This is a genomic window from Aquirufa sp. OSTEICH-129A, from assembly GCF_054558355.1.
The window spans coordinates 39,354-61,710 of sequence record NZ_JBPXKC010000007.1; the positions used below are offsets into that span (position 1 = coordinate 39,354).

At 38.5% G+C, this 22,357-nt stretch carries 22 protein-coding genes; 13 read left to right on the forward strand and 9 right to left on the reverse strand.

What is annotated here, in order from left to right; genetic code table 11:
- Positions 1 to 184 precede the first annotated feature (184 nt).
- Together SKC36_RS11930 and SKC36_RS11935 are read left to right on the forward strand one after the other, a co-directional pair.
- Entirely contained in the window at positions 185 to 538 is a 354-nt protein-coding gene (locus tag SKC36_RS11930; protein ID WP_459454925.1) for a hypothetical protein, read from the forward strand.
- Positions 539 to 689: 151 nt separating this feature from the next.
- Positions 690 to 2,966 carry an ATP-dependent helicase gene (locus SKC36_RS11935; RefSeq protein WP_459466035.1) on the forward strand — a complete coding sequence of 759 codons (2,277 nt, stop codon included), beginning with the start codon at positions 690 to 692 and terminating at the stop codon, positions 2,964 to 2,966.
- A 1-nt stretch (position 2,967) separates the two neighbouring features.
- Here the strand turns inward: SKC36_RS11935 and SKC36_RS11940 are convergent, their stop codons facing one another.
- The 5 genes from SKC36_RS11940 to mutY form a co-directional block, all read right to left on the reverse strand.
- Complete coding sequence (locus SKC36_RS11940; protein ID WP_459454927.1) at positions 2,968 to 3,909, reverse strand: hypothetical protein; 942 nt, start codon at positions 3,907 to 3,909, stop codon at positions 2,968 to 2,970.
- Positions 3,906 to 4,862: a hypothetical protein gene (locus tag SKC36_RS11945; RefSeq protein WP_459454928.1), complete on the reverse strand. Its 957-nt coding sequence runs from the start codon at positions 4,860 to 4,862 to the stop codon at positions 3,906 to 3,908. The genes SKC36_RS11940 and SKC36_RS11945 overlap by 4 nt, the downstream gene beginning before the upstream one ends.
- Positions 4,846 to 6,204 carry a gliding motility-associated protein GldE gene (gene gldE, locus SKC36_RS11950; protein ID WP_459454929.1) on the reverse strand — a complete coding sequence of 453 codons (1,359 nt, stop codon included), beginning with the start codon at positions 6,202 to 6,204 and terminating at the stop codon, positions 4,846 to 4,848. Before gldE ends, SKC36_RS11945 begins: the two co-directional genes overlap by 17 nt.
- A 76-nt stretch (positions 6,205 to 6,280) precedes the next feature.
- The gene (locus SKC36_RS11955; protein WP_459466036.1) at positions 6,281 to 6,745 is read right to left on the reverse strand and encodes a single-stranded DNA-binding protein; all 465 of its coding nucleotides are present in this window, start codon (positions 6,743 to 6,745) and stop codon (positions 6,281 to 6,283) included.
- 49 nt (positions 6,746 to 6,794) lie between these two features.
- The gene (gene mutY, locus SKC36_RS11960) at positions 6,795 to 7,892 is read right to left on the reverse strand and encodes an A/G-specific adenine glycosylase (RefSeq protein WP_459454931.1); all 1,098 of its coding nucleotides are present in this window, start codon (positions 7,890 to 7,892) and stop codon (positions 6,795 to 6,797) included.
- A gap of 176 nt (positions 7,893 to 8,068) precedes the next feature.
- On the opposite strand from mutY, the gene SKC36_RS11965 reads away from it, so the two are divergent.
- The 8 genes from SKC36_RS11965 (at position 8,069) to SKC36_RS12000 (ending at position 16,392) form a co-directional block, all read left to right on the forward strand.
- Positions 8,069 to 8,362: an HU family DNA-binding protein gene (locus SKC36_RS11965; RefSeq protein WP_109321911.1), complete on the forward strand. Its 294-nt coding sequence runs from the start codon at positions 8,069 to 8,071 to the stop codon at positions 8,360 to 8,362.
- A 25-nt stretch (positions 8,363 to 8,387) separates the two neighbouring features.
- Positions 8,388 to 9,254: a tetratricopeptide repeat protein gene (locus SKC36_RS11970; RefSeq protein WP_459454932.1), complete on the forward strand. Its 867-nt coding sequence runs from the start codon at positions 8,388 to 8,390 to the stop codon at positions 9,252 to 9,254.
- A 280-nt stretch (positions 9,255 to 9,534) separates the two neighbouring features.
- Entirely contained in the window at positions 9,535 to 11,091 is a 1,557-nt protein-coding gene (locus tag SKC36_RS11975) for an Rne/Rng family ribonuclease (protein WP_130924352.1), read from the forward strand.
- The gene (locus SKC36_RS11980; protein WP_459454934.1) at positions 11,069 to 12,295 is read left to right on the forward strand and encodes a tetratricopeptide repeat protein; all 1,227 of its coding nucleotides are present in this window, start codon (positions 11,069 to 11,071) and stop codon (positions 12,293 to 12,295) included. The genes SKC36_RS11975 and SKC36_RS11980 overlap by 23 nt, the downstream gene beginning before the upstream one ends.
- Before the next feature lie 88 nt (positions 12,296 to 12,383).
- Positions 12,384 to 13,841 (forward strand): inorganic phosphate transporter, encoded by a 1,458-nt coding sequence (locus SKC36_RS11985; RefSeq protein WP_459454935.1) that lies wholly within the window; start codon positions 12,384 to 12,386, stop codon positions 13,839 to 13,841.
- Between the two features lie 167 nt (positions 13,842 to 14,008).
- Positions 14,009 to 14,635: a 16S rRNA (guanine(527)-N(7))-methyltransferase RsmG gene (gene rsmG, locus SKC36_RS11990; RefSeq protein WP_459454936.1), complete on the forward strand. Its 627-nt coding sequence runs from the start codon at positions 14,009 to 14,011 to the stop codon at positions 14,633 to 14,635.
- 40 nt (positions 14,636 to 14,675) lie between these two features.
- Positions 14,676 to 15,662: a glycosyltransferase family 2 protein gene (locus tag SKC36_RS11995; RefSeq protein ID WP_459454937.1), complete on the forward strand. Its 987-nt coding sequence runs from the start codon at positions 14,676 to 14,678 to the stop codon at positions 15,660 to 15,662.
- A gap of 1 nt (position 15,663) precedes the next feature.
- Positions 15,664 to 16,392: a DUF5672 family protein gene (locus SKC36_RS12000; protein WP_459454938.1), complete on the forward strand. Its 729-nt coding sequence runs from the start codon at positions 15,664 to 15,666 to the stop codon at positions 16,390 to 16,392.
- Here the strand turns inward: SKC36_RS12000 and SKC36_RS12005 are convergent.
- Together SKC36_RS12005 and SKC36_RS12010 are read right to left on the reverse strand one after the other, a co-directional pair.
- Positions 16,389 to 17,249 (reverse strand): sugar phosphate isomerase/epimerase family protein, encoded by an 861-nt coding sequence (locus SKC36_RS12005; protein ID WP_459454939.1) that lies wholly within the window; start codon positions 17,247 to 17,249, stop codon positions 16,389 to 16,391. The genes SKC36_RS12000 and SKC36_RS12005 overlap by 4 nt on opposite strands.
- Before the next feature lie 194 nt (positions 17,250 to 17,443).
- Positions 17,444 to 17,809: a LytR/AlgR family response regulator transcription factor gene (locus SKC36_RS12010; protein ID WP_459454940.1), complete on the reverse strand. Its 366-nt coding sequence runs from the start codon at positions 17,807 to 17,809 to the stop codon at positions 17,444 to 17,446.
- Positions 17,810 to 18,097: 288 nt separating this feature from the next.
- On the opposite strand from SKC36_RS12010, the gene SKC36_RS12015 reads away from it, so the two are divergent.
- The gene (locus SKC36_RS12015) at positions 18,098 to 19,069 is read left to right on the forward strand and encodes an aldo/keto reductase (RefSeq protein ID WP_459466037.1); all 972 of its coding nucleotides are present in this window, start codon (positions 18,098 to 18,100) and stop codon (positions 19,067 to 19,069) included.
- Here the strand turns inward: SKC36_RS12015 and SKC36_RS12020 are convergent.
- Entirely contained in the window at positions 19,050 to 19,769 is a 720-nt protein-coding gene (locus SKC36_RS12020; RefSeq protein WP_459466038.1) for a thioredoxin domain-containing protein, read from the reverse strand. The two genes, SKC36_RS12015 and SKC36_RS12020, sit on opposite strands and share 20 nt — an antisense overlap.
- 137 nt (positions 19,770 to 19,906) lie before the next feature.
- Here SKC36_RS12020 and eno point away from each other — a divergent pair, with 137 nt between their 5' ends.
- Together eno and SKC36_RS12030 are read left to right on the forward strand one after the other, a co-directional pair.
- Positions 19,907 to 21,184: a phosphopyruvate hydratase gene (gene eno / locus SKC36_RS12025; protein ID WP_109321895.1), complete on the forward strand. Its 1,278-nt coding sequence runs from the start codon at positions 19,907 to 19,909 to the stop codon at positions 21,182 to 21,184.
- A 4-nt stretch (positions 21,185 to 21,188) separates the two neighbouring features.
- Positions 21,189 to 21,506: an FtsB family cell division protein gene (locus SKC36_RS12030; protein ID WP_459466039.1), complete on the forward strand. Its 318-nt coding sequence runs from the start codon at positions 21,189 to 21,191 to the stop codon at positions 21,504 to 21,506.
- Positions 21,507 to 21,662: 156 nt separating this feature from the next.
- Here SKC36_RS12030 and SKC36_RS12035 read toward each other — a convergent pair whose 3' ends face one another.
- Entirely contained in the window at positions 21,663 to 22,322 is a 660-nt protein-coding gene (locus SKC36_RS12035; protein WP_459454944.1) for an acetyltransferase, read from the reverse strand.
- Between the last annotated feature and the right edge of the window lie 35 nt (positions 22,323 to 22,357).

The window sequence follows — 22,357 nt, forward strand, 5'->3', positions numbered from 1 at the left end:
AACATTGAAAATAAAATATAACTATTCAAAGAAATATAATTTTTTTAATAGGAATTTTCTAAAAAAAGTGAAATTTTTTGCCCTATTAATTTGGAGTTAACATGAAAAGTCTAGTTTTGACCCAACAAACGGAAATACTCCGCCTAAGAATTTATTAATCAAGCATTTAACATTAATCAACATTATGAAAAATTTCATCACCAAAAACGCCTTAGCCGCTTTCGTCGTAGCCGCTATTCTGTCTGTTTCGTCTGCCAATGCCGCAGAATTTGCACTTCCTGTCAGTATTGACCAAGTAGGTAAATTAAAATTCCTAGTTAGTTCAGAAAATAATTCGCCCTTGTTCGTTGTCATCTATGATGAGGACAATAACCAAATAAGCCGAGAATCACTTAGTGCCAAGAAATTATTTAATTTCTCCAACCTAAATGACGGCCTCTATAAAATGGTTATTCTTGATTCACGTAAAAACATCATCAAATCCAAGACCTTCAATATTTTAACTGAAACCCGAAGAGATTTGATTGCCATCCAGTAAGCAAAATCATCCCAAACCGAAAAAGGCGCTGCGGCGCCTTTTTTTGTTTTCATCCAAAATACCCTCCCAAAAAATAAGTTATAATACCAAGGCCCTGCTCAAAAATTCGTAAATTTAATTTCTGTTTTTTCCCATCAATTAAATTTCCCTTATGGATTATTTGGCTGGCTTGAATGAGCCCCAACGACAAGCTGTTTTACACACGGAAGGCCCATTAATGATAATCGCTGGAGCTGGCTCTGGTAAAACCCGCGTATTAACCTACCGCACGGCTCACCTGATTCAACAAGGGGTAGATCCATTCCAAATATTACTCCTAACCTTTACGAATAAGGCCGCTGGCGAAATGCGCCATCGTATTGAAACTGTGATTGGTAAAGATGCCAAAAATATTTGGATGGGAACTTTTCACTCCGTATTTGCCAAAATCTTACGTTTTGAAGGGGAAAAATTGGGCTATACCTCCAATTTCTCCATTTACGATACCGATGATTCCAAATCCTTATTGCGCACTATCATCAAAGAACAAAATCTAGACGACAAGGTATATAAAGTCAATTTAGTTTTGAATCGTATTTCTGGGGCTAAAAACAGATTAATTAGCCCTGAACAATACCTAAACAGTGCCATCCTGAATGAGGAGGATCGCATGGCTAGAATCCCCAAAATGGGCGAAATTTATCGAACCTATTGCATTCGTTGCTTTCAAGCCAATGCCATGGATTTTGATGATTTATTATATCAAACCAATATTCTTTTTAGGGATCATTTAGATGTATTAAATAAATACCAGCATAAATTCAAACATGTGATGGTAGATGAGTTTCAAGATACCAACGTTTCTCAGTACCTATTAACGAAGAAACTAGCTGCCGTACACCGTAATATTTGCGTGGTGGGTGATGATGCTCAAAGCATATATGCATTTCGTGGAGCCGATATCCAAAATATCTTGAATTTTGAAAGGGACTATTCAGACCTAACTACCATTAAATTGGAGGAGAATTACCGATCAACCAAAAATATTGTGGCTGTCGCAAATTCCATTATTTCTCGGAATAAAAACCAGCTTGAAAAGAATGTTTTTACTTCCAATGAGATTGGGGATCAAATAGAAATTATCCGAGCCGGAAGCGATAATGAAGAGGGTCGAATGATTGCCTCCACCATTTTTGAAACTAAACAAAAAGAAGGTTTACATTGGTCTGATTTTGCCATTTTATACCGTACAAACGCTCAATCACGTTCTTTTGAGGAATCCCTGCGTCGGCTAAATATCAAATACCGGATTGTAGGAGGTCTTTCTTTTTACCAAAGAAAGGAAATCAAGGATGTGCTTGGATACCTACGTTTTGTTGTCAATCAACAAGATGAAGAGGCTTTCAAACGCATTATCAATCTTCCTAAAAGAGGGATTGGTGATACCACCATAGCCAAAATTGCTGTGACTGCCGCAGAAAACAGTTGCTCCATTTGGGACGTCATTTCAAATATCCAAACGTTCCAAGGTGCTAGAGGTACTGCCGCCATTGAAAACTTCGCGGATTTGATTAAATCATTTAAAATAATGGCGGAAGTAGAGCATAAAGATGCCTATGAAATAGCCAATCACGTGGCCAAGGCATCTGGACTCCTTCGTGAACTTTATGAAGATAAAACCGTAGAAGGCCTAGCTCGATATCAAAACTTACAAGAATTACTCAATGCCATCAAACAGTTTGTCGATGACCCTGAAAATGAGGATAAATCATTGGCTACTTTTCTTCAATCTGTGTCATTATTAACGAATGCCGACACGCAAGAAGACCCCAATGACCGCGATAAGGTGACTTTGATGACAGTACACTCTGCCAAAGGCCTAGAATTTAAACACGTTTTTTTGGTGGGTTTAGAAGAGGATTTGTTCCCCAGCCAAATGATGTTACAAAGTCAAGCTGATTTGGAAGAGGAACGTCGACTTTTCTATGTAGCTGTTACCCGAGCAGAAAAGAAATTGATGATTTCCTATGCAGAATCGCGGTATCAATTTGGTCGACTAAAATCCTGTGAGCCGAGTAGATTCCTAGATGAGATCGATAGCGCCTATTTGAAAATGGCTAAAACGCCAGGCAAAAAGGAAGTTCAGGCTTTCAGACCCGTTCAAAAAACAGGATTTGTTTCCAGTTCAACTAGCCCATCAGCAGCCCAATTGATTCAAAAGCCTAAGCAAAACTCCAATTACCAGCATGTGGCTTCTAGTAATTTCGTGCCCACTGACCCTTTAAAATTAGAGGCGGGCCAACAAGTAGAGCATCAAAAATTTGGCTTTGGGCTAATCAAAAAAATCGAAATAAATGGCGCCGAAAGAAAGGCGATTATTAATTTTGAAAAAGGGGTAGGAGAAAAGACCTTACTGTTAAGTTTCGCCAAATTAATGGTGAAAGCCTAACTTATTTCTTGGGGGTGAAATACACATGTACAGGTCCTGGAGAGCTAGCAACCTCAGAAATGGTGTAAAAACCATCGGCTTGATGGGAAAAAGCCAGGGCTTCCCCTTGAGGTTCTAATTTGCTTGGAACAATTTTTGGTGGACGCTTTAAGGCTTCGCCTAAACTTTCATGCTTTCCCTTTTTCCAATAGTAAACCTCCAAATAATTACGGATAATTACCTCCTGATTATTGCTAGCCACATCTCCAGCGGTGATATTATACAATTGTTTCAAGATAGCAAGGTCTGAACTTGGTTCCGAAAAGTTCAACTTTCTAACAAAATCTGCCTCCACAATCCCAGAACTTTTAAAACTATTGGCACGGATACGAAACAAGCTTTTACGATCCTCTTGCTTGCTAATTAAATACATATCTCCATTCAACTGATCCACCAAAAGGCACTCCATATCCTTAGATCCATCAGGTAATTTAAATTCCAATTTCTCTACTTTCTTAATGATTCTTGTCACCATATTGGAGCCTCGAATATCAAATTCCTTGAACCGATAAATAAAATAAGAGTCGTACTCCTGCTTATTGTCGCCCGTATCGGCTACATAGATGTATGATTCACGCGGATTTTTATACCAATAAGCCAAATCTTCCCAATCACGGTTATGGGCTCCTTGCAGTAGAAATTCAACCTTACCCGTACCGTATCTGTCAATTAAGAAAATCCGATTTAAATCTTGGGAATCATTGACTACCCAGAATAATTCTAGATTCAGACGACTAGCAACCATTCCAGATGCCTCATCAATTTCGATATTCTCTAATACCCCCTCATCGACAGTCGCTGAAAAATTGGTTTTAGCCATTTGCGCATCGATGATATAGAGCGACTGGCATGCCCAAACGATTAAGGCAAGAACCACTAAACGAATCCAGTTAATTAATTTCACTTTCGTTTATAAAAATAAAGACGAACAGGTGAACTTCCTTTTTCTGAAATGGTATAATACCCTCCTCCATCTGCAGCAAAAGCTATTCCTTCTCCTTGATATTCCGTAGGGTTTCCTACATAAGGAACAGTTTTATGAGCTCTAGCTAAAGCTTCTGGGATCGTTTCATTGGCTTTTCTTTTCCAATAATAGCATTCAATGTAATTTTTAATTAAAATCTCCGAGTTATCGGGAGAAACATCCCCTGCGGTAATGTAATAGGCTGTTACGATTTTATCTATGGTGGAAAAGGGTACCGAAACGCCCAGTTCCTGAACAAATTCTGCCTTGACATTCGCTTGATTGGTAAAACTACCCGCCGGAATTTTATAGAGTCTTTTTCTATTTTCTCTTTTTGATATGATAAAAACATCCTTGGATTTTTGATCTACCAACAAACATTCCATATCTCGAGAGCCATCGGGCAAGGTGAATGTCAATTTCTGAACGCCCGTTATGCTGGCATTATTGATGGAGGAAACATTTGGTTCATTAAACCAATAAATTGCATAGGAAGCTTGATTGGCATTATTATCTCCAAAATCGGCTATATAGACCACCGCACTACCATTACTATCAGAGATCAAAGCAATATCCTCCCAATCCCTATTTTCTGCTCCTTGAATCACAAATTGTTTCATCCCCTTTCCAAAGGTATCAATCAAAAACAAGCGATTACTGTCTCCAGAATCATTATGTGCCCATAAAAAACCTTCATTTTTCTTACTAGCCACCAAGCCTGATGCCTCATCTAATTCCGGATTTTCAATGATTCCGCGATCTACACCTTCCTCATAACTAGACTCAGTCAAGCCAGGTTCTGGCGTGGGTGCTGGACCAGGACATGCCGTCAGCAAAAAGCTTAATGGAATTAAAAAAAGAAATCGTTTATAATTACTAGGCAGTTTTTTCATCAGATTCTGTGGGCATAGGCGTGGCATTCAAGCTAACCTTAATTTTTTTAATTCGGCGGGTATCTACCGACTGTATTTTGAACACAAATGGGTCGCAAACAATCTCCTCTCCAGCATGTGGAATACGTGAAAATAATTCAATACAAAGACCCGCTAATGTTTCGCTTTCCCCTTTTACCTTTTCAAAAATGGAAACATCAACATCAAAAACACGGCAAAAATCGTTCAAAGAAATTTTAGCCTCAAACAAATAGGTATGCTCATCTAGTTTTTTGTAGTCTAATTCTTCTTCATCAAATTCGTCGTTGATATCCCCGACAATTTCTTCAATGATATCTTCCATGGTCACTAAGCCCTCTGTCTCACCATATTCATTGACCACAATAGCCATGTGAACCCGTTTTTCTTGAAAATCATACAGTAAATCATCAATTTTCTTATTCTCTGGGACAAAGAATGGTTGATGCAATAAGGACAACCAATCAAAATTTTCATCGTTATCTATATGTTCCAAGAGGTCTTTTATGTATAAAATACCTTCTATTTTGTCAATTGTCTCGGCATATACAGGTACACGGGAGTATCCATTTTTATTGATTTTATCCATTAATTCATGGAAGTCCATTTCCGTATCAAATGCCACGATATCTCTCCTGGCTTTCATGACCCCTTTGACAGAGGTATTTCCAAAATTCAAAATCCCACGTAAAATATCCTTTTCCCTTTCAGAGGTATTTTCATCCGTGGTAATCTCCAAAGCCTGGTTTAATTCATGGGTAGTTAAATAATAGGATTTCTTTTCAATCCTACTTTCAATCAAATTAGAAATCCCCAATAAAACACGAGAAAGTGGCTTAAATACCAAGGTAAAGAAGTCAATCAATGGAGCTGTATACCTTGCAAAAATCAAGTTATTCTGTTGGGCCCAAACTTTTGGAATCAATTCTCCGAAAAAAGCAATGATGAAGGTGACGCCAAACAAGAGGAATAAGGTAACCAGCAAAGAGTTAACGGACTCCTCCCCGATCAATAATTGGGTTAGGTAATTTGCTAGTGTAATGAAAATAATATTGACAAAATTGATGGCAATGAGAAGCGTGGCCAGTAAAAGTTGAGGTTGATCCAATAATTTACTTAATGTTTTCTCCCTTTTAATGACACTTTCTTTTAGCGATATTCTTTGCTCTGCATTGAGCGAAAAAAAGGCAACTTCTGAGCCGGAAAGCAAAGCAGAAAGTAATATTAGAGCAAATAAAATAAGGCTAATAAAAATGATGGAGGGCGCGCTGATGTTGGGTTCAAAAGCAATCAATAAGACATTCGAAAAGGGATCGGCCTCCATAGGGTAAAATCAAAATTTATACAAATTTATAAAAAAGGGAATAGCTTTTTTAACTATTCCCTTCTAGCCCAGAATATTAAAATGGAAGATCATCATCTCCAGAGTCTGCTACTTGTGGAAAACTTGGTGAAGGTGATGCCGATTTCTCTGCCGTTGGCAATGCCTCAGGACGGGGTCTTGCTTCTGGAGATTCATTGGCTGGTCGATCATTTCTTCCTCCAATCAAATTGATGGATGTGGCCCGAATTCGATACCCACGTACCGTAGCACCATTTTTATCTTGCCATTCTTCTGACCTGATTTTACCTTCAATGTACACTTGATTACCTTTTCGCAAATATTGCTCTGCAATATTGGCCAAATTATCCCAAAGTTCTACGCGATGCCATTCCGTTTGCTCTACGCGTTGTCCGTCTTTTCCTGGATAGGATTCTGAAGTAGCAATATTGATATTGGCTACTTTAATCCCACTTGGTAAGGCTCTTACTTCTGGGTCTCCCCCCAAATTGCCTAATAAAATCACTTTGTTTACTCCTGCCATAATGTGTTTGTTTTATTTGATTATCGGCAAACCCTTTGCCAAAACAAAATTATCGTGGCATTGAATCATTAAAAATCTGCATCTGCAAATTATCAGTTATCAGATTCAAAAGCAAGACCGATTTTCCCAGCTTTTCGAAGTCCACAGGTCGCATCCATTGAAATCCCTCCTGAACCTTAATATCAAGATTATCAGGAACTTGGATATGCCAAGCCCGGCAATGAATCTTTTGGTGACTAAGCAAGTGTATTTTAGGTGATTTCAAGCTCTGAACAGAACTCCCTTGCAGGAATAGACTAAGGTTTTCATCTATTTCCAATAGGTTTTCTAAGTCTTCCTCCTGTTGAGATTCGACCAAATAAAACTCCCACAAACCAGACCAAATATCCTTTTCTTTTCTTTCTCTAACTAAAATTTTGTTTCCCTGCTCAATAATAAAATAGTTAAAGTAGCGATTCCGTTGCTTAACTTTCTTTTGTTTGACAGGAAAATCTTGAACACGTTTTTCTTGAAATGCAAAACAGGTCACACTCAGTGGGCAGCTAGCACATAAGGGGGCCGGACTGCATTGCAAGGAACCAAAATCCATGATGGCCTGATTGAATTCTGCGGCTTGATCGGGTGGAATTAATTCTTGGGCCACTTCGGTAAATTCTTTCCTAGCTGAACTGTGTAAAATATCCGTTTCAATCCCAAAATACCGAGCCAAAATTCGAAAAACATTTCCATCCACCACTGGCTTGGCTTCCCCAAAAGCAAAAGAAGCAATGGCGGCAGCTGTATATGGCCCAACACCCGGCAATTGAATTAAAGAATCATAGGTAGTGGGGAAATTCCCTTGATATTTTGAAACTACTAATTTGGCCGTTTTATGTAAATTTCTGGCTCTGGAATAATACCCTAAACCTTGCCAATGTCGAAACAGAACTGACTCATCTGAATCAGCCAAGGATTTTACCGTAGGGAAAACCTCCAGCAATTTTAAATAATATGGCAGCCCTTGGGCTACTCGAGTTTGCTGTAAGACTATTTCTGATAACCATATAGCATAAGGATCTTGGGTTTGTCGCCAAGGTAATTCACGAGCATGTTGTCGATACCAGCTTAAAAGGCCTTCAGTAAAAGGGTGATGATTTTTAGATTGCATGGGATGAATCAAAGATACGAAGAAAGAAGGGAGCTATTTGACAAGCAATTGCTAAAAAAATCAATTAAATCATTGAGAAGCATTTCTATTCTTCGAGAAAAACATTACTTTTGTGTCCCTTTTAAAGAAAGGGAAAGCGATTAGAACAAAATAGATCATTTAAAGCATTAATTACCGTGACCAAGGCAGATGTAATTGCTGAGATTTCCAGCAAAACAGGGATTGACAAAAAAGATGTTTCTGAAACGTTAGAAAAGTTTTTCGAAGTTGTAAAAGATAATTTGTCCAAACAAGAGAACATTTATGTTCGTGGTTTTGGAAGTTTTATTAACAAAAAGAGAGCTAAAAAAATTGCTAGAAATATTTCAAAAAACACGGCAATTACGATTGACGAGCACTATGTGCCAAGCTTTAAGCCTGCCAAAGTGTTCATTGAACAAGTTAAAACGAGCACTGACCCTGCTAAATAAGGTATAATACCTCAGGTCTAGAAAGATGAAGAAATCCTATGTGATCATTCTTGTTATTGGCCTTGGGTTAACAGCCCTCATATTTCAATTACCTAAAGGAAATGTGAGTAATACCACGAGTAACGCTCCTGCTGGAGGTGCCAATCGCGATGCGAAAGGCGATGATCACCAGGATGAGCATAAAGAAGAAAGCGCGACAAAATCAGAAGAAATGCATGCCGCACCGTTGACAAAAGCTCAACAAGCAGCCGTTTCAAAATTAAAAGTTGAATTGAGTCAAGCTAAAACAGAGGTTTCTCAATCCGGTGTGTTAGATAAATTAATCAACACATTTGTGGGAGCTAATCATTACGATAGTGCTGCATATTATGCAGGGCAATTCGCAGAGCAGCACCCCGGTATGAATAATCTCTTACGTGCAGGCCAATTGTATTTTGAGGCCCAAACTTATGCGCTGAACCCAAGTAAAGGTAAAGCCATGGGAGAAAAAGCACGTGTATATTTTGAACAAGTATTATCGAAAGATCCGTCTAACCTATTGGTGAAAACGAATTTAGCGATGACTTACGTGGATACGCCCACTCCCATGAAAGGTATTACCTTACTGAGGGAAGTGATTGAACAAGAGCCGACATTCGTGCCTGCTTTATTCAACTTAGGAATTTTATCCATTAAATCGAATCAATATGGCAAAGGCCAGGAACGATTCACACAGATATTGAAGCTGGAACCAAACAATTACAAAGCTGCCTTAAACCTCGGCTTTTGCTTGGCCCAGTTAGATAAATTAGATGAGGCAAAGAAAGTGCTTCGGATGGTGCTTGACAAGAGCAAAGATCCAGAAGAAACCAAAGCTGCCCAAGAGTTGCTCGCAGAAATGCAAAAACATTGAGGTTGAAAATCAACTTCTTACATTATTTAAAAATTTAAACGCTAACAGGTATGCCTTGCGGAAAGAAAAGAAAACGTCACAAGATTTCAACACACAAAAGAAAGAAACGTCTTCGTAAGAATCGTCATAAGAAGAAATAGTTAGTATAATTACCTCCTTTTGGTAGCGTAATTAGGTAACCCAAAAACAGACCATCACAAATGGCCTGTTTTTGGTGTTTGTTATATATATTAGCATAGGGATAAGTCTGTCCCGTCTAACATTCTTCTCGTAATATATTGTGAGTAATGAATTAATCATCAATTCTACCCCCAAAGGGGATAGAATTGCCCTTTTGCAAGACAAAAGGATTGTAGAATATCATATCGAACAGTCGGAACCTCAATTCTCTGTGGGTGATATCTATCTCGGTACTGTCAAAAAATTAGTCTCTGGTCTAAACGCTGCCTTCATTGATATTGGTTATGAAAAGGATGCATTCCTTCACTACCATGATCTAGGCCCTAACTTGAACTCGCTCCAGAAATTCTCACGAGATGTGATGAATAAAAAGGGTAAGAACATTAAGTTAGAGAACTTCAAAATAGAAGAAGAAATTGATAAGCTAGGTAAAATCGACAAGGTTTTAACCCGCAATCAACTCATCTTAGTGCAAGTAGTTAAAGAACCTATTTCTACTAAAGGCCCTCGTTTATCCTGTGACATTTCCATAGCAGGCAGATTCTTGGTATTGGTTCCTTTTTCTAATGGGGTCAATATTTCTAAGAAAATTACGTCCAAAGCCGAAAGAAGTCGATTGATGAAATTGATGTCATCCATCAAACCAAAAAACTTTGGGGTCATTGTTAGGACAGTAGCGGAAGGTAAGGCAGTAGAAGAAATGGAGCGCGACCTTCGCGATTCCATATCCAAATGGGAAGATGGTATCGCTAAGTTGGTAGATGCCAAGCCTAGAGATCGGGTTATCGGTGAAATGAGCCGAGCTACATCGATGTTGAGGGATTTATTGAACAATGACTTCGATAATGTCATTGTCGATAACCAAGATTTATACAATGAGGCTAAAGGTTATGTGCACCAGGTAGCTCCGGAAAAAGAAAAAATTGTCAAATTACATACGGGTAAAACCAAGTTGTTTGAACAGGTGGGCATCGAAAAGCAGTTAAAAATGCTATTCGGAAGATCCGTTTCTTTACCAGCGGGTGGTTACCTGATTATTGAGCATACAGAAGCATTGCACGTCATTGACGTAAACTCTGGAAATAAATCCAATTCCGAAGATGATCAAGAAGCTACGGCATTAAGTGTAAACCGAGAAGCCGCTAAGGAAATTGCTCGTCAATTACGCCTTCGTGATATGGGTGGTATCATCGTGATCGATTTCATCGACATGAAAAAAGCGGATAACCGTAAGTTGATTCAGGACATCATGCGTGATGAAATGAGAACGGACCGCTCCAAGTATACCATCTTGCCGCTGACCAAATTCGGTTTAATGCAAATCACCCGTCAGCGTGTTCGACCAGAAATGAACGTGGCTACGCATGAAACATGCCCAAGTTGTGGAGGTACAGGTACCATCACGGCTAGTATTGCTGTTTCAGAGATTATTGCCCAGCATGTAGAACATTTGGTTACCAAACAAAATGAGAAAAAGCTCACTTTATTGGTTCATCCATTCTTAAGTGCTTACTTTACTAAGGGATTCCCTTCCATACGAATGAAGTGGTTTATGACGTTTAAGTCTTGGATTCACATCACAGAAGATTCCTCCCTAGGTATTACTGACTTTAAGTTTTTGAACCATAATGGAGATGAGATCGAGATATCGTCTTAGATCATATATATTACTTCTAAGTTTTCTTTCACTGTCTTTCCTAAGCTTAGGTCAATGGTGGAAGAAAACCGAAGAAGCAGAAAAAGAGCGTTCCAAAGGGATGCTTTTGTTCACATCAGAAGTACAGATTGAGGCCACCAATGCCATCAATCAAATGTACAACTTCAAATTCCCGGAAGCCGAGCGGGAATTTAACTACCTCAAAGTCAAACATCCAGATCATCCACTACCCGACTTCCTTTTGGGCCTTGTTCAATGGTGGAAAATGGTTCCCAATACGCAAAACGAAGTCTATGACGACCGATTGTTGGAATACATGGATCGGAGTATTTCGAAAGCAGAGAAAATTTGGGATGAAACAGAAAATCCAGAAGCCGCCTTTTTTATGGCAGCCGCTTATGGTTTTAAAGGGCGTTTACATGCTGAGCGTAAACATTGGGCAAGGGCTACTTTAGCCGCTAAAAATGCGCTTAAATACTTAGAAAACTCCCGAGAATTTGCCGATTTTAGTCCTGAACTGATGTTTGGAGATGGTTTATACAATTACTATTACCACTTCATTAAACAAAATTTCAAACTATTGCGACCGGTATTATGGCTTTTCCCAAAAGCTAATAAACAACAAGGAATAGAACAATTGGAAAAGGTTAGCTACCAAGCTTTCTACACGCGTACGGAAGCACGGTATTTCCTATTGCAAATCTATGCCATGGAAAATATGTCGGACAAGAGCTACGAACTGGCCAAATATACCCACCAAAATTATCCTGATAATCCATTTTTTGAACGTTACCATGCCCGATCTGCTTTTATGTTAGGCAAATTGGATGAAGCCATGGAAATTTCTAAGAGTATTCTCCAAAAAATAGATAACCATCAGGTGGGTTATGAAGGAGTATCCGGCCGATATGCCAGTTATATTTTGGGCTATTATCAATTATATATTTTTAAAAACCCCTCTGAGGCTAAAATATATTTCCAAAAATGCATGGATTTCTCCATTCAAACTGGTTCCTTAGAGTCAGGATATTATTGGGCCTCTGTTTTAGGATTAGCGCGAATTGCCTTTCAAGCAAGCGATTTCGATAAGGCCGTTGACCTTTGTAAAGAGGTGATGGACAAAGCAGATAAAAAAACAAGCCAATATACCGAAGCTAAAAAACTACTTTCTGAGGCAAAAAAAGCTAGAAGAAAAAAGAAATAAAGAATTTAACAATTACTTAATATTGGCATCGTAGGTATCATGTACTTTTGCATCCATATTTGCACCAATATACCTTAAATAACATCCTATGTTTGGGTTAGATCCTACCTTATTTTTCTTACTTTTTTTCTGTCTGTTTGCTGCTTGTGCATTTGAATTCGTGAATGGTTTTCACGATACTGCCAATGCCGTAGCAACTGTCATCTATACCCATTCATTAAAACCAACTCAAGCTGTTGTTTGGTCTGGATTCATGAATTTTGTTGGCCTTTTAACAGGTGGAGTAGGTGTAACCATGAGTATCATCGGCTTACTTCCGACCGAGTTGCTCATTGACACCAATGTCTACCATTCCATGGCCATGGCACTCTCCTTATTATTTTCCGCTATTTTGTGGAATCTTGGTACTTGGTATTTTGGTATTCCGGCATCCAGTTCACATACCTTAATCGGTTCCATTATTGGTATTGGCGTGGGACACGCCATTTTACCAGAAAATCAAACAAATGTCAGTGCGGTAAACTGGGATAAAGCTCAGGAAATTGGGCAAGCCTTATTGCTTTCGCCGCTATTTGGTTTTGCATTAGCTATTGTATTGATGTATATCTTAAAAAAAACCATTAAGAATAAAGAAATATTTAAGGAGCCTAAAAAGAATTCCCCTCCTCCCCTTTGGATTCGTGCTATACTGATTACTACCTGTACTTTAGTTTCTTTTTTCCATGGACGTAACGATGGTCAAAAGGGAATCGGTTTAGTAATGGTTATTCTAATCGCCTTTTTACCAGGCTATTTTGCCATCAATTCTACCTTGGATTTACAGCGATTACAAAAAGATTTGAATCAAGTTGAAATCATTTCAGCCAAAATCGATACCACTACCTTATCCATCAAAGAGCAGGAAAGTTACCGCACCGTAATGGTCTCTTCTAAAGCATTGCACGAACTACTTTTAACAAAAAACATTCAAACTAGTAATTTAAGTACCAAGCAGAAATTTGAAATCAGAAAAGCCGCCTTGAACATCAATAAGCATGCCAAAAAGCTGATTGAAAGTGAGGCTGTAGCGTTATCGGAAGCTGATAAAAAAGCATTCAAAAAAGCTACCGCAGGAGATAAGGCTGCATTTTTTGCATTTGGTGCTACTTCAGGTACAGGGATTGCCGCAGTAACAGACTTTGCTCCAAACTGGGTGATGTGGATGGTTGCTTTATCCCTAGGATTAGGAACCATGGTAGGCTGGAAGCGCATTGTAGTAACCATTGGAGAAAAAATCGGTAAACACCATTTAACCTATGCTCAGGGTGCTTCTGCCGAATTAATTGCCTCGGTAACCATCGGACTAGCCACTGCCTACAAATGGCCAGTTAGTACTACGCATGTATTGAGTTCGGGTATTGCAGGAACCATGGTAGCCTCGAAAGGAATCAAAAATTTACAAGGCGGAACCGTTAAAAATATTGTGATGGCTTGGGTATTAACCCTACCAGTTACCATCATATTAGCCGCAGGTTTATTTGTCTTTTTCCGCTGGATAACGGGCTAAACATACTCCATGAAAGGGAAGCAAATATGGCTTCCCTTTTTTTTATCTAATTCTTGGGAATAGATTTTATAGAAATCCATCTCCCGATCCCAGTGAATCTCCACATATCAAATCTGGAAACATTCTTTTAAACAAGGCATTTGCGTATCTTTGCACTTTGAAAAAAAATGAAATCAGATATCATCAAAAATTACTTTCCAGAATTGAATCCAAAACAATTGGAACAATTGGAAATGCTGTATCCATTGTATCAAGAATGGAATGAAAAAATCAATGTAATTTCTAGGAAGGATATCGATAATCTGATGCTACATCATGTGCTTCATTCTTTAGGAATAGCCAAAATTATTAACTTTAGACCTGGTACGGAGATTCTAGATGTAGGTACAGGGGGAGGATTCCCTGGTATCCCATTGGCCATATTATTTCCGCAGTGTACTTTTACTTTGGTAGATAGTATAGGTAAAAAAATCAAAGTAGTAGAAGGTGTAGCTAGTGCTTTAGGGCTAGAAAATGTAACTGCCTTACATACCCGGGCCGAAGATTTAGATCAAGACTTTGAGTTCGTTGTTAGTAGAGCTGTGACACGCATTACACCCTTTTATTATTGGGTCAAAAATAAGATTAGTCCAAACCACTTTCACACCCAAAGAAACGGTATTCTTTGCCTAAAAGGCGGAGATTTAACGGAAGAATTAGCCGAGTTTGGGAAAAAGCATAAAATATTTGAGTTGGGAGAAATCTTCCAAGAAGAATTTTTTGAAACTAAAAAAGTGGTTTACGTTCCTATGTAAACAAGGTTTATTCCATATATTGAATTTTTAATCTGTTTGAATGCCCCATATTTCAGTTGCTCTTTGTACCTATAACGGCGAAAAATACCTACCATATCAACTGGAGAGTATAGCTTCACAAACTCAAGCCATTGATGAACTTGTGGTCTTTGACGATGGCTCCAGCGACAAAAGCATTGAAATTTTAGAAGCTTTCAAACAAAAAGTCCCTTTTGACGTCCACATACATCAGAATGAAAAGAATGTGGGAAGTAGTAAGAACTTTGAACTTTGCGTTCAAGCATGCCAAGGTGATTTAATCTTTTTTAGTGATCAAGATGACCTTTGGCTTCCTCATAAGGTAGAAACCTTGGTTCGATATTTCAAAAACTATCCTGAAATAGATGCTGTTTTTTCCAATGCCATCATGATTGACCGATCTGGAAAGCCTACCGGCAAAACCAGTTTTGAACAAATTGAATTCATAGAACCTTTACAGGAACTTTGGAAATCGGGGCATGCTTTTGATATTTTATTGAAAGGCTACGTAGTCACTGGAGCAACCTTGGCTATTCGTTCCCAGGTAAAAGCTGAAGTTTTCCCTACACCACACATTATTCCAGAACTCATTCACGATGGCTGGATAGCCTTGTATTTGGCCATGACGAATCGGATTGCCTTTGTAAAAGAAGCCTTGATTCAATACCGTGAACATGAAAGCCAGCAGGTGGGGCTTAAAAGCGAGAAAAAAGCCGTATCTCTTCTGGATAGACTTAAGCGCTCTAGGAAGACCAAATTGGCACAAATAGAAAAAAAAGCCACAGATTCTGCTGCCCTATTCACCTATTTGTCATCTCATGGGAAAGCACCTGAGGGTGCCTTAAAAAAAGTAGCCAGCCGAATGTCTCATTACCAAATGCGCGCTAGTCTAGCTGATAACCGATTACTAAGAATTTGGCCAGTCATGAAAGGAGTTTTGCAAGGAGATTATAAATTGCATGACGGAGGCAAGTGGTGGCATCCTGTATTAGGAGATATCGTTGAATAAGATGCAAACATTAGTGGGAATCGTTATTCCTATTTACAAAGAATCCATTTCTGAATTGGAGCAAAAGTCTTTGCTTCAATGTAAAAAAATTTTAGGTCATTACCCCATTCATTTTGTATTACCTGAAGGCCTACATGCTCCTTATGTTAAGGAATATTTCCCAACAGCTAGTATAGAATATTTTGCGCCGACATTCTTTACAAGTACCAAATCATACAATCATCTATTGATAGATCCAGCTTTCTATGAGCGATTTATTCAGCATGAGTTCATTTTAATCTACCAATTGGATGCCTATGTATTCCAAGACGATTTAATCGCTTGGTGCCAAAAAGACTTTGACTATATAGGTGCCCCCAAACTGAAAAAAAAGCATTGGGAGAACAAGAATGCCTTTCAATGGCCCTTGATTGAGCCTATAATGATGAATGGGGGCCTATCTTTACGAAAAGTGGCCCCCATCATTAAATTTTTGAATTGGTATCATCGACTATTTGGCACTTGGCCTGCCAATGAAGATTCGCTTTTTTCTGTTTACCATAAAAGAGCTTTCCCCCTTCGATTTTTGCTCAAATTACCTAATTGGAAAGAGGCCCTAGCCTTTGCCTTTGAACAAAACCCCCAAATTAGCCTTCAACTCAATGAGGGAAAATTACCATTTGGTTGTCATGCTTGGGAAAAATACAATCCCCAATTTTGGAAACCTTACATGGAAGAAAAAGAATCTTAGAAATTTTTCTTCGCTAAATAATCACGACTGATCTTTAAACTTTCAAATGGATCGCGCTTACTAACGTCTTGCTCTACAAACCAGTATTTCAAGCCTGCAGCTTTTCTAGCAGCAAAAATTCGATCAAAATCAATGGTGCCATTTCCTACTTCGGTAAACACTTTAGTTCCTGCTTCCATGTCTTTTACATGCCAAAGTGGGAAACGACCTGGATGCTTTTCAAAATAAGCTACAGGATCTACTCCAGCCCGACCAAACCAATATAAATCAGCTTCCATTTTTACCAAGTCTGCTGATGTATTTTGTAAAATGAAATCATAAGGCACAAAATCTGCCGACTTCACAAATTCAAAATCATGGTTATGGTAGGCAAATTGAATACCTGCCGATTTTGTTGCTTCGCCTGAACTTGTCAATAAACTAGGAAGGGCTTTATAATGATCGGCGCTACGCTCATTGGGGAATAAGAAAGCACAAACCATGTACTCTGCACCTACATGATGTAAATCTTCTACTGCTTTTTGCCAACCGTCAGACAAAGTACCTTTGGACTTAATGGCAATCCCTGAGGTATGGTGAGAACTAACCACTTTTAAACCTACACGGTCTAAAATACCTTTAAATTCATGTGCGGTTTTCCCAAAAAATGTACCATTGTATCCGTAGATTTCTAAGTTTTTATATCCTAGGCCTGCTAATTTTTCTAAAGACCCTTCAAGATCCCTGGCAACAGCATCACGTACCGTGTATAATTGTACACCCAAAGGTCCTAAATAGGGATTGGATGCTAAGCTGGAGTGAGCATATAAGCCAGAAACTCCTAAGGCTAAGCCTTTTAAAAATATTCTTCTTTCCATTGTATTAATATGATAAAATAGATATCTACGAATTTAACTATTCGCATAAATAAATGAAATTAATTGGGTAATTAGTTTTACTATCCTCAAGATTTCAGGAGATACGTAGATTTCAAAGTCTTGCTTTTCGACAAGATTTCATCGAAAAACAGACTTCTATAAATTAAAAGAACAAAGGAATACAAAAAATGAATTTATGAGGCCACGATCAAGGCTTGGGCAGTCATGAAGTCGCGCAGTGGTCTAACTTGTCGCCGAGATATAGAAATATTCACGTCATTTGTCAACTTGATGACCTTTCCATGTTTCAAATCAACTGAAGAAATACTTTTAGGGTTAACTAATGCAGATTTGGAAGGACGAATGAATCCATACCCTTGTAATAAAGTTTCGTAAAATTTTAAGGTACGGCAGGAAAGAACTTTACGACCGTCATTCAGAAAAATATTGGAATAATTGCCCTCTCCGCGGATGAACAAGATACAAGATGGGCAAACTTTAAAAGTTCCTAAATTAATTAATAACTTTTCGTCTTGATTAACAGGTTTAACATTATTCATAAATTTGAGTAGATTAGTGTAACACAGGGAACTAATACGATGTAAAGCTAGGCAATGTTCTCAAATAAAATCTAACCATTCGCGTTATTTGTGTTATTAACGCATTTAAAGTGCATGAAGGCCAATAAAATTCTAATTTTAATCTCAAAAAAATAATCTGTACAAACATATTTCTTTACATAATTTCAATCATATTGAGAAAAATAAGTTCTTACAATATACCCAAATACTTATTTAACAGGTCAAAGTCCTTTTAGAAAATCCATACCTTTAAGAAAAAAAACAACTATGAAATACAGACGTTTTGGCAAAACAAATTGGCAAATAAGTGAAGTAGGCTATGGCATGTGGGGTCTAGCTGGTTGGACGGGCTCCGATGATAATGAAGTACAAAAATCCCTAGAATTATCGGTAGAATTAGGTTGTAATTTCTTCGACACTGCCTGGGGCTATGGTGAAGGATTATCCGAACAAATTTTAGGGTCCTTGCTCAAAAAACATGCAGATAAGCAATTGTATGCTGCCACTAAAATCCCACCAAAAAATTTTATTTGGCCCTCGAAATCACATTTTGAATTAAAGGATTGTTTCCCTGCTCAACACATCATTGAATACACCGAAAAAAGTTTGAAAAACTTAGGTGTAGAGCAAATTGATCTTCAACAATTCCATGTTTGGGAAGATGCTTGGGCGGACAACGATGATTGGAAAGAAGCTGTCCAAAAATTAACCCAAGAAGGAAAAGTAAAACATTGGGGAATCTCTGTGAATCGTTGGGAACCTGCTAATTGTTTGCGTTCATTAGAAACCAATTTATTTTCAGCGGTACAGGTGATTTACAATATCTTTGACCAAAACCCAGAAGACCAATTGTTTCCACTATGTCAAAAATTAGACATCGGCATCATTGCACGTGTACCCTTAGACGAGGGTAGTTTAACCGGTTTATTGGATTATAATACCACTTTTCCTGCGGACGACTGGCGTTCTACCTATTTTGTTCCTGAAAATTTGATATCAAGTGTAGATCATGCAAATGCATTGAAACCACTGGTTCCTGCCAATATGGATATGCCTGAAATGGCACTTCGATTTATATTGTCGAATCCTGATGTGGGAACGATCATTCCAGGAATGAGAAAAATCAAACACGTGAAAAGTAATATCGGAACTTCAGATGGACATGGATTAAGCCCAAGCCTATTGGAAGAATTGAAAAAACACCGCTGGGAAAGACAGCCTACCGAGTGGTCCCAATAGACTGATCAAATAGTTCCTTTAACTGAGCCTCTTCACGGAATCCCGATGTTTTTTGGAGTAATTTTCCTCCTTGGAAAACCAAAAAGCTCGGGATTTCATCAATTCCGAATGACTGTAAGATCGCCTGATTCCCATCAGCCTCCACTTTCAAGACTGTCACCTTTCCTGCGTAATCTTGAGTCAATTTATCGACGGTGGGCATCATTTTTAAACATGGGGCACACCATTTGGCATAAAAATCAACGACCACTGCTTTTTCTTGTTGGACTTTCTTGGTAAATTCTGCTAAATCCCAGCCTTTATCATGGGCTACTTGAGGAACACCCTCCAAAGGTTTTAACTTAGTTGTCCATTTCAAATAACCGCCTTTCAGCTCCGTCACTTGAAAGCCTTCCTTTCGCATCAATTCCGCAGCTTGTGCCGAACGTCCTCCAGACAGACAGTATATTAAAACTAGCTTATCTTTCGGCAATTTTTTGATTTGCTCCGAAAAATCAGCTGACCTGAAATCAATGTTTAATGCCTTTGGCAAATGGCCTCCTCCAAATTCACCGGATGTTCTAACGTCAAGTAAAATAGCATTGGGAGTTTCTTGAATCTTTTTTTCAAAAACCTCAACCTCAGCAGACTGAGCATGAAGCGAAGAAGTTAATAAAAGAGCAAAGGCGAAAAGAGTAGGAAAAAGTATTTTAGCTTTCATTATTATTTCATTAATTATCAGCGATTTAAGTAGCTGACTTTCGGTAAATCAGTGATATTATCTAAAAATTACGTTATTTTGCAGGGCAATTTAATCAATTACAACGTAATCCATTTATTCACAATAATAATTATACGATGAGTGCAATACAGTACGTTCACGCAAGACAAATTTTAGATTCACGTGGAAATCCCACAATCGAGGTAGACATCAAAACTGAAGATGGCGCTTTCGGTCGTGCAGCCGTTCCTTCTGGAGCCTCTACAGGTATCCACGAAGCAGTGGAATTACGCGATGAAGACAAATCTGTTTATGTAGGAAAAGGTGTTTTAAAAGCCGTAGAAAACGTAAACACAACTATCGCAGAGGAATTATGGGGCCTAGAGGTATCTGAGCAGAACATGATCGACCGTTTGATGATCGAATTAGACGGTACACATAACAAAGGAAAATTAGGTGCTAACGCTATTTTAGGTGTTTCTATGGCTGTTGCTAAAGCGGCTGCACAAGAAGCAGGTCTTCCATTATACCGTTATATCGGTGGAGTAAACGCTAATACTCTTCCTGTTCCTATGATGAACATCTTAAATGGTGGTTCTCATGCGGATAACAGCATCGACTTCCAAGAGTTTATGGTAATGCCTGCAAAAGCGGAAAGTTTCTCTCATGCTTTACGTATGGGAACAGAAGTTTTCCATGCCCTAAAAGGTGTATTAAAAAGCAAAGGTTATTCAACCAACGTAGGTGATGAAGGAGGTTTTGCTCCAAATATCAAGTCGAACGAAGAAGCTATCGAAATCGTTTTACAATCGATTGAAAAAGCAGGTTACAAACCAGGTGAAGAAATCTTCATCGCCATGGATGCTGCTTCTTCTGAATTCTTTGATGAGAAAACAGGATTGTATACTTTCAAAAAATCGGATGGCAAGCAATTGAACAATATGGAAATGGCTGCTTATTGGCAGACTTGGGTAAATAAATACCCTATCATTTCTATTGAGGACGGTATGGCTGAAGATGATTGGGCAGGTTGGGCTGAGCAAACTAAATTGATTGGTTCCAAATGTCAATTAGTTGGTGACGATTTATTTGTAACCAATGTGAAGCGTTTACAGCAAGGTATTGAGCAAGGTGTTGCTAATGCTGTTTTGGTTAAGGTAAATCAAATTGGTTCTTTAACAGAAACCATCGATACGGTTAACTTAGCGAAACGCAATTCATACAAAAACATTATGTCGCACCGTTCTGGTGAAACAGAAGATGCCACCATCGCTGACTTGGCTGTAGCTTTAAATACGGGTCAAATCAAAACTGGTTCTGCTTCTCGTTCTGACCGTATGGCTAAATACAACCAATTACTTCGTATTGAGGAGGAATTAGGTGCAAATGCATATTTCCCAGGTTTAAATTTCTAAGAATATGGACCGCATTAAAGGGCTTTTTCTTGGACAACATCGTTTCTACGTAATTTCAACCAGCATCTTGTTGGTTTGGATGTTCTTTTTAGATACGAATGACCTTAGAGTCCAGTATCGACTTTGGAACGAACTTAGGGTGATGAAAAATGAAAAAGCTTTTTACCAACAAAAATTAAAAGAACTGGAAAAAGAGCGCCGAATGGTGATTGGAAACCCAGCCTTGTTGGAAAAATATGCGCGAGAAAAATATCTGATGAAACGACCCAATGAGGATATTTTTGTCATCGTTGATGAGGAAAATAAGCCCTTGGAACCTTAATAAAAAAGCTCCCTTTGAATGGGAGCTTTTTTTATTGCTTTGAATCAATTTCTTTATCAAGAAATTGGACAATATGGTAAAATCTTAAACGTTTTCCACAACGCTGTCAAGGTTTGGAACCTTGCCAGCGTTAAGGGAAAAAATCAATTTCATTAACTAAAACTTCAAGTCCTTACTGGAAATAGTTGATTTCTCTGCCGCATTTCCTTTCCAAACACTCCAAGGCTCTGTTCTTTGCTTCATGACCGTAGCGCCCATACTCACAAAAGTTCCTTCGCCAATCACTGAGCTATCTCGGATGGTGGCATTTACGCCAAAGAAACAATAATCATTCACCTGGCAATTTCCCGAAAGAACAATTTGTGAGGTGAAAAATACATGGTTCCCAATTTTGCTATGATGACCAATGTGATTTCCTGACCATAATACGCAGTTATTTCCAATCTGAACGTATGGTTGAATGGTGTTGTCTTCCAAAATAAAACAGTTTTCTCCTATTTTATCGGTTAGGACAGTCGCATGTGAACTGATGTATGAAATGTATTTATAGCCTTTTTCTAGGCCTTGCTCATAAACTCTGGCTCGAACTTGATTCATTCCTGCCGCCGTCATAGGCGCAAAAAATAGGTATTCCGCAGGAGGGAAACGCTGTTCCACCGTTTCAAACGGAACCAAAGGCAAACCATGAAATTCATTCTCTTTGATATACTGCTCCTCCACAGTAAAGCCAGCTACTTCATGTTCACTATCGTTCTTTAAGTAATATAATGCTAATTCGGCAGACTGTGTATTTCCAAAAATGATAACCTTTCCCATATATTCAATCGATAGAATGATTCAAACACAAAACG

Bases quoted from the DNA above. Each gene is read 5' to 3' on its own strand.
- SKC36_RS11930 (WP_459454925.1), top strand. From the start codon at position 185: ATGAAAAATTTCATCACCAAAAACGCCTTAGCCGCTTTCGTCGTAGCC.
- SKC36_RS11935 (WP_459466035.1), top strand. From the start codon at position 690: ATGGATTATTTGGCTGGCTTGAATGAGCCCCAACGACAAGCTGTTTTA.
- SKC36_RS11945 (WP_459454928.1), bottom strand. From the start codon at position 4,862: ATGAAAAAACTGCCTAGTAATTATAAACGATTTCTTTTTTTAATTCCA.
- gldE (WP_459454929.1), bottom strand. From the start codon at position 6,204: ATGGAGGCCGATCCCTTTTCGAATGTCTTATTGATTGCTTTTGAACCC.
- SKC36_RS11955 (WP_459466036.1), bottom strand. From the start codon at position 6,745: ATGGCAGGAGTAAACAAAGTGATTTTATTAGGCAATTTGGGGGGAGAC.
- mutY (WP_459454931.1), bottom strand. From the start codon at position 7,892: ATGCAATCTAAAAATCATCACCCTTTTACTGAAGGCCTTTTAAGCTGG.
- SKC36_RS11970 (WP_459454932.1), top strand. From the start codon at position 8,388: ATGAAGAAATCCTATGTGATCATTCTTGTTATTGGCCTTGGGTTAACA.
- SKC36_RS11980 (WP_459454934.1), top strand. From the start codon at position 11,069: ATGAGATCGAGATATCGTCTTAGATCATATATATTACTTCTAAGTTTT.
- SKC36_RS11985 (WP_459454935.1), top strand. From the start codon at position 12,384: ATGTTTGGGTTAGATCCTACCTTATTTTTCTTACTTTTTTTCTGTCTG.
- rsmG (WP_459454936.1), top strand. From the start codon at position 14,009: ATGAAATCAGATATCATCAAAAATTACTTTCCAGAATTGAATCCAAAA.
- SKC36_RS11995 (WP_459454937.1), top strand. From the start codon at position 14,676: ATGCCCCATATTTCAGTTGCTCTTTGTACCTATAACGGCGAAAAATAC.
- SKC36_RS12000 (WP_459454938.1), top strand. From the start codon at position 15,664: ATGCAAACATTAGTGGGAATCGTTATTCCTATTTACAAAGAATCCATT.
- SKC36_RS12005 (WP_459454939.1), bottom strand. From the start codon at position 17,249: ATGGAAAGAAGAATATTTTTAAAAGGCTTAGCCTTAGGAGTTTCTGGC.
- SKC36_RS12010 (WP_459454940.1), bottom strand. From the start codon at position 17,809: ATGAATAATGTTAAACCTGTTAATCAAGACGAAAAGTTATTAATTAAT.
- SKC36_RS12015 (WP_459466037.1), top strand. From the start codon at position 18,098: ATGAAATACAGACGTTTTGGCAAAACAAATTGGCAAATAAGTGAAGTA.
- SKC36_RS12020 (WP_459466038.1), bottom strand. From the start codon at position 19,769: ATGAAAGCTAAAATACTTTTTCCTACTCTTTTCGCCTTTGCTCTTTTA.
- eno (WP_109321895.1), top strand. From the start codon at position 19,907: ATGAGTGCAATACAGTACGTTCACGCAAGACAAATTTTAGATTCACGT.
- SKC36_RS12030 (WP_459466039.1), top strand. From the start codon at position 21,189: ATGGACCGCATTAAAGGGCTTTTTCTTGGACAACATCGTTTCTACGTA.
- SKC36_RS12035 (WP_459454944.1), bottom strand. From the start codon at position 22,322: ATGGGAAAGGTTATCATTTTTGGAAATACACAGTCTGCCGAATTAGCA.